The 6,796-nt window shown below is 41.1% G+C and carries 8 protein-coding genes; 3 read left to right on the top strand and 5 right to left on the bottom strand.

Features of this window, described 5'->3' with window-relative positions:
* Window positions 1-750, bottom strand: a 750-nt coding sequence (locus Q1V93_RS04585) for an outer membrane beta-barrel protein (protein ID WP_300662102.1), incomplete at its 3' end; no start/stop codon positions are given.
* Between the two features lie 68 nt (window positions 751-818).
* Between Q1V93_RS04585 and Q1V93_RS04580 the strand changes: the two genes are divergently transcribed.
* A complete protein-coding gene (locus Q1V93_RS04580) occupies window positions 819-1,850 on the top strand; it encodes a hypothetical protein (protein WP_300662101.1) in 1,032 nt (343 codons plus the stop codon).
* 4 nt (window positions 1,851-1,854) lie between these two features.
* Window positions 1,855-2,205: a gliding motility protein GldC gene (gldC, locus tag Q1V93_RS04575; protein ID WP_300662100.1), complete on the top strand. Its 351-nt coding sequence runs from the start codon at window positions 1,855-1,857 to the stop codon at window positions 2,203-2,205.
* 151 nt (window positions 2,206-2,356) lie between these two features.
* Here the strand turns inward: gldC and Q1V93_RS04570 are convergent, their stop codons facing one another.
* A complete protein-coding gene (locus Q1V93_RS04570) occupies window positions 2,357-4,477 on the bottom strand; it encodes a S46 family peptidase (RefSeq protein WP_300662098.1) in 2,121 nt (706 codons plus the stop codon).
* Window positions 4,478-4,556: 79 nt separating this feature from the next.
* On the opposite strand from Q1V93_RS04570, the gene Q1V93_RS04565 reads away from it, so the two are divergent.
* On the top strand, window positions 4,557-5,216 hold the full coding sequence (locus Q1V93_RS04565) for a hypothetical protein (protein WP_300662096.1): 660 nt from the start codon (window positions 4,557-4,559) through the stop codon (window positions 5,214-5,216).
* A 334-nt stretch (window positions 5,217-5,550) separates the two neighbouring features.
* On the opposite strand, the gene coaE is transcribed toward Q1V93_RS04565, so the two are convergent.
* From coaE to Q1V93_RS04550, 3 genes are all read right to left on the bottom strand, one after another.
* On the bottom strand, window positions 5,551-6,132 hold the full coding sequence (gene coaE, locus Q1V93_RS04560; protein WP_300662093.1) for a dephospho-CoA kinase: 582 nt from the start codon (window positions 6,130-6,132) through the stop codon (window positions 5,551-5,553).
* A gap of 40 nt (window positions 6,133-6,172) precedes the next feature.
* Entirely contained in the window at window positions 6,173-6,556 is a 384-nt protein-coding gene (locus tag Q1V93_RS04555) for a DUF1987 domain-containing protein (RefSeq protein ID WP_124746768.1), read from the bottom strand.
* An 8-nt stretch (window positions 6,557-6,564) separates the two neighbouring features.
* On the bottom strand, window positions 6,565-6,796 hold a 232-nt coding region (locus tag Q1V93_RS04550; RefSeq protein WP_300662087.1), incomplete at its 5' end, for a DUF6272 family protein.

Below are 6,796 nucleotides of genomic sequence, written 5' to 3'. Positions count from 1 at the left end.
TTTTCCGCTTCCTTCGATGTTGATTGGAGTTAAACCGTAGTAAAATCCAAGTTCAGCAAACAATAAGGTGTTTCCTGTGAAGTTCCATTGAGCTCCACCGGCCAAACCTAAAGCCACACGGATAAAACTGACATCGTTTCCGTAAGATGTTTTCATTCCGTCCATTTCCATTGCGGTAGAAGGATATAATCCTGCTTCAATTCCGTCGATTGTTGTTCCGTTCGCTCCGTTTCCGAAAATAAACCCTTGATCTGTTTTTGAAGATTTAATCAGGAAGCTGGTACGTGCTCCGAATTTTCCGTAGTAACGGAAATCACCGATTGCATTTGTTCTGAAGATCAACATCGTTGGCAAAGTAGCATAAATGTTGTGGTATTTTCTTCCTGTCAATCGGAATGCCTGATCCGTATTCGGGTCTTTCAGGTCTCCCTCTTTGATGATATTGTTGTCGTTGTAATAGTAATAGGAATTACCGCTGATTGCTGTCATTGCAATTTTGTATGATTCAAAATCGAATTCCAATCCTGTCATGAACCCGATGTTTTCACCAAAGTTGAAATTGATATTCAAGCCAAACGAGTTTTGAACTCCTAGTCCATCTTTTTCGATGCGCTTTGTTCCGGGTTTTGTGAAATTCATTCCCAGCTGGTAGGCGATCCCCATGTTTACTTTTTTATCAGATCCTTCTGATTGTCCAAAAACGGCTGCAGAAAAAGTTACTGCCAAACATGTTACTATTAATCTTTTCATAAGTTATCTTAAAAGTGAATCAAATATAGTTTCTTTCGTTGAGACTAGAATGATTATTTTTGACCAATATGAAATTTACGCAAAATTTTAGTTCGTTGACACGTTTCATGTGTTTCTTCATTCTGCTGGTGGTAGTTTCTTGTTCAAACCCACTGGATGTGGACATTTCCTCAAGCAACTACCAATTGTCTTCCCTTCAGCTGGACAGTATTCTGAAAAATACTTCGGGCCAGAAACTGGATTCGGAGATTGAAAAACTGGCGCAAAAATTCCCGGAAATTATCGACTATCAGTTTTACTATTGTTTCAAAACCGGGCTTCCGAAAGACAGTGCTTTTGCGCTGAATTGGTCTGAATTTACCCAAAACAGTTATTACAAAAGATTGTCGAAGCGCATCGATCAAAAATTCAAGTCAAAACTACCGGAATCGAAACGCATCATCGAAGATGGTTTCAAGCGGCTTCGGGTTCATTTACTCAAGAGCAAACTCCCGAAATCAATCATTTTCATGAACTCTTATTTCGCTTCAAGCATGTATTGCACGGAAAATGAAATCGGAGTTGGTCTGGAACGTTATTTAGGAGCTAAAACGGATGTCATCAAAGAACTTCCCGGCGATGTTTTCTACGAATGGATCAAAGAAGCCATGGAACCGGAATACCTGGAACGCGATGCTGTTTGCGCCTGGGTATTGACACATATTTGCGAGCCCGGAAAGGATTTCAATAACATCCAGGCAATGATTCAATGGGGGAAAATTTTGTACCTGACAAAAGCTGCTTTACCGGAACAGGAAGAACATATTCTGCTGCGCTACAACTCCGCAGATTACGATTGGGCGATGAGAAACGAACGCGATTTCTGGGAATACCTGGTGAAACAAAACATGCTGTTTCTGAAAAGCGAAACCGACCAGGCAGCATTTTTACAGGAAGCACCTTTCACGGCAGGATTACCTCAAAAAGGCCCGGATCGCTTAGGACAATTTTTAGGTTACCGGATTGTTTGTAGCTACATGGAACAATATGATGTAACTTTGCAGGAACTAATAGACAAACCGTACAACGAAATTTTAACAGAATACCAAATTAACGATTGAGAAAATGGAAGAAGAAGTAGTAACAAAACGATCAGCAATTTCAGTAAAAATAGGCCTTAATGCAAATAATCTTCCACTTGAAATGCATTGGAGCGCTGAAGACGGCGGAATCGAAAACGCTCCTGCCAAAGCACTGATGATGTCGCTTTGGAACCCGGATGACAAAAACACTATGAAAATTGATTTGTGGACAAAAGATATGTCGGTAGAAGAAATGAAACAGTTTTTTCATCAAACGCTTCTCACAATGGCAGATACGTTTGAGAAAGCAACAGGGGAAAACCTGATCTCGGAAGATTTAAGAGATTATTGCTACCACTTTGCTGAAAAGATGGAGATTTTACCTGAGAGGTAATTTAGATTTTAGGATATTAAGAGTCAAGAATCGGGACATCAAATAAAAAAGGCTTTCAGAAATCTGAAAGCCTTTTTTATTGAGTATCTCAAGTCTTAAAGTCCTGCTTTTGCAGTCTTGACTCCCGGAATAATCTTGTCGCTACTAAAATTTATTTCACCAAAGTCATTTCGTCCACCAAATGTTTGGCGCCGCAATAAACGTCCATCACCCACATCACGTAGCGGATATCAACCACAATGTTTCTGCAGCGGTTCGGATCGAAATAGAAATCACTCATGGTACTTTCCCAGCTTCTGTCGAAATTCAATCCCATCAGGTTTCCGTTTGCGTCCAATACCGGGGAACCTGAGTTTCCTCCCGTAGTGTGATTCGATCCGGTGAAACATACCCACAACTCTCCGTTCTGAGCATAGTTCCCGTAGTTTTTCGATTTATAGTATTCAATCATTTTCGGATCCAGATCGAAATCCGGATTTCCCGTATTGTACTTATCGACCATTCCTTTCAGGGTCGTATGTTCTGTGTAAGCCATCCCGTCTACCGGAGCTGATCCTTCCAACAAACCGTAAGTTACGCGCAAGGTTGAGTTTGCATCCGGCCAGTGTTTTGCATCCGGGAACATGACTAATTTTCCTTCTACATAATCTTTCAGCAAGGCATCCATCTCTATGTTGTAATCGTTTGCTCCGGAAGCCACTTCGTTACGCATCAACGTGAAACACTCCGCGAAAAGCTTGTATCCCGGATCTTTCTTTAAGGTGGAAAGTGATTTTTCACTGAACTTATTCAGGAACGCCAGGTATTTTTCCTTGTTCACAAAGATGGATTTGGAATAAATATCGGAAGCCAGTTTTTGATTGCTCAAAGAACCGATCACAAATCGCTTATCCAGGTAAGACCGGAATGCCGGAGTCAATGCTTCGAAAATTCCTTTGTCTACATTCACATCGTAGTTTTTGAAAAACCCGTCTAAACCTTTAATGATTGCCTGGATTTTTGCATCCAGCTCATTACTTGCTTTGTATTTCGCGTAATTCCGTTCAATGTCTTCCATGGAGCGCGCCAGGCGGAAAAACTCCGGTCCTACAAACAGATATTCCACCATCAACGTATAGGTAAACTCGTAACTTCCTTTTTGTTCCACCAACTGATTCATACGGTCGACCAAGGGTCCGTAATGATTCCAGCCATCCTGTGATTTCGCTCTTTGAACGTATTCATCTTCGAATTTCTTTTTCAGGGAAACGGCATCCAATTGCTTCAATCCGTCGATCTGACCGATGTATTTTTTCCATGCATTTGCAATGCGGGCTTGTTTTGCCATGTATTGAATGCGCGTTAAATCTGATTTTGTCATCGCTTCATTGATCACCGCCAGACTTTTCGTACGCATGTCAATTTCCATCGGGCGTTGCTTCTCGATGTAATATTTCAGATTTCCGGATGTCAAATGTTGTTCTGTCTGCCCCGGGAAACCATAAACCATGGTGAAATCGCCCACTTTGCGATCGTTGAATGCAATTTTCAAATGCTGAATCGGTGCATACGGTACATTTTCCTCGTTGTAAGCTGCCGGTTTATTGTCTTTTCCCGCGTATACACGAAATACTGAAAAATCTCCGGTATGTCTTGGCCAAACCCAGTTATCCGTGTCACCACCAAACTTCCCGATTGAACTTGGAGGAGCTCCAACCAAACGCACATCCGTAAATACTTCTTTGACCATCAGGTAGAAACTATTTCCGTAATCGAAAGCCTGAACATCTGCCTGGAAATGCGTATTTCTGGTAGCGTCTTCGATGATTTTTTTCATGTTGCGTTTCAAAATCTCACCGATTTTGTTTCCGTCTTCCACTCCCTGAATCCCAAACATCATTGCTTCGGTTACGTCTTCGATGCGGACAATTCGCGTAGCAGTTAATCCTGCATTCGGAAGTTCCTCTTTAAAGCTTTTCGCCCAAAAACCGTTTTTCAGGTAATCGTGTTCGGTAGATGAATGTCTCTGAACAGCATCCAATCCGCAATGGTGATTCGTCAAAAGCAATCCTTTCTCAGAAACCAATTCTGCCGTACAACCTCCTCCGAAATGCATGATCGCATCTTTTAACGAAGATTTATTCACCGAATAGATATCCGCGGCACTTAGTTTCATTCCCTTTGCTTTCATGTCCGACTCAAAAGCCTGAAGCAAAGATGGAATAAGCATCCCTTCTTCTGCACGAAGAATGAATCCCATAAACACCATAAAACCTAGCAAACAATTTTTCATAGTTACAATTTTGCCCAAATATACCAATACCCTGCCAAAACAAGTTGCTAGATTCAACCCTTTTTCGCATTTTTGCTTTGTGGAATTTATCAGTTTAATCTTTCGACTGGGAGTCATTTTGGCGATCTTCAGTTTTATTTGGGGAATTTTAAAATTCGGCTTTGTCTTGCTCCGCGGAGGAGTACCGATGTCTTACCCTTTGGGACTTGCTCTCAAAACAATCCAATATTTGCTGATTGCAGATGTTGCGATCCTGTTTTGTACGAACAATCCGAACGGGAATCTCTCCACTGCAATTACCACCGGATTGATTCTTTTCATGTATTTCATCGGGAAAGTTCAGAATATGCAGCTAAAGAATGTTATGATGATCCAAATTCAGGGAAGAACGCTTACGGAAACTCAGAAACCGAAAATGGGTCTTGAGTTCGGAATTGTTGCTTTGGCGATGGCGGTATTCGGATTTTTATTGTGGAAACCTGAATTTGCTGAAAACAACATTTCCAGCTGGTTTTATTCAAACATCATTGATATTGAAGACACGCCGATTTTCGGGTTTATTTTCAAAGTGGTCGGATTCTTTTTCACGATTACCATGCTGATGCGCATGATTAATGCTTTGAGCATGATCTTTTCGGGAAGGGCTTTCGGAAGAGGTGACGACAACAATAACCGTCCGGAAAACAGAAACGATCAGAATCAATCGAATCGGTTTGACGATTACGAAGAGGTTGATTGAAATTATCCTGAATTCGAGGCAAATAACTTACAACATCCCCTTGCTTCCCTTACTTTTTTCATTGCCAAAAAAGTAAGCAAAAACGCTAGGCCTGTACTCGAAAACCTGTAAACTACGCAGCATTACGCGAAAGCATTCAAAACTCGTCCTACGGACTCAAACACCGAATGCTTTTTTTCGCTTCACTTGCTTGTTTACCACGGTTTTCAGCGTAAGGGCCTTTTTACTACACCGTATTCCAGATCGTTCTGCTTTCAATTTCGAAAAATGATTGTGCTGTATAATAAATTATTTATCCCCAAGTGCAGAACCTTCTGTTTTTCAGTGATTCTCTTTAAATAATTTCCTGGATCAATTTCAGGATCTGCGGAATCAGAAATTGATTTCCGCTATTGTCTACGACATAGTTGGTTAATTTCCTTTTTTCTTCTTCAGGCATTTGCGCTTTGAACCGGGAAAGCACTTGTTCATCGCTTAAATGATCGCGTTCTTTGACGCGTTTCATCCGAACTTCCTGTGGCGCACTTACCAAAAACACGGCATCAAAAGCACGGTAATTTCCGGTTTCAAACAACAGGGCTGATTCCTGAAAAACGAGCAGAGAATCTTGTCTTTCGACCCACTCTTTAAAATCCTTCCGGACTGCAGGATGAACCAGGTTATTCATAGCAACGCGCTTGGATTCATCTTTAAAAATCTGTGTTGCGATGTATGCTCTGTTCAATTCATGGTTAGTATATGCTTCTTCCCCGAATAGCTGCTTCAACCCTTCCACAATAGAAGCGTCTTCGTGCATGATTTCTTTTGCACGCTCGTCCGATGAATAAACCGGGTAACCCATCTCGTGCAAGATTTTCGCTACAACCGATTTCCCGGATCCGATTCCACCTGTGATTCCTACAGTTTTCTTTTGCATAAAAAAATCCCCCCTCGGCTAAGCTGAGGAGGGAGCGGTTTTAAATTTCTTCTACTTCAATAATGTTGAATGGCAGTCCGATGATTGCCTGATAGTCCTGACCGGCTTCTTCCATGTCTTCGTCATCCTCTTCGAAGAACCAGTTTACGGTTACATTCGTTTTTGAACCCGAAATGGCTTCCAGCTTTTTGAACAAGTCCAGAATACACTTGGATGAAGAGGTATTAAAATATTCCAATTTCACATCAACCGATGTTTCAGCAATCGGATTTTTTCCGTAAGAATCAATCCAATCATTCAATGGTTTGTAAAATTCCACTGAGTTTTCAGGAATAGAACGGCCTTTCAACTCAAGTTTTCCGGTAGCGGCATCAAAATGGATCGAAGGAGTTTTCGCTGATCCTTCCAGGTGTAAATTTTCCATATTCTTACTTAATCAATTTTTATGTTCAAACAGAAAAAACTATTCACATCATTAATAGGTAAAATCTGATATTCCAGTTTATTTCCCGATTTTCTTGCAATATCAATCATCCCAAGACCTGCTGTTCCTTTATCGGATAACGCTCCGTTGCTCAACACATCCTGGTAATACTTTTTCAATTCATCCTTATCCATTCCATTGATCTTTTCCAAACGCGCTTCCAAATCCAGCGCACTTTCA

It is taken from the genome of Fluviicola sp. (genome assembly GCF_030151805.1).
Lineage (GTDB): Bacteria > Bacteroidota > Bacteroidia > Flavobacteriales_D > Crocinitomicaceae > Fluviicola.
Note: the sequence above shows the minus strand (reverse complement) of the source record. Positions and strands in the feature narration are given on the sequence as shown.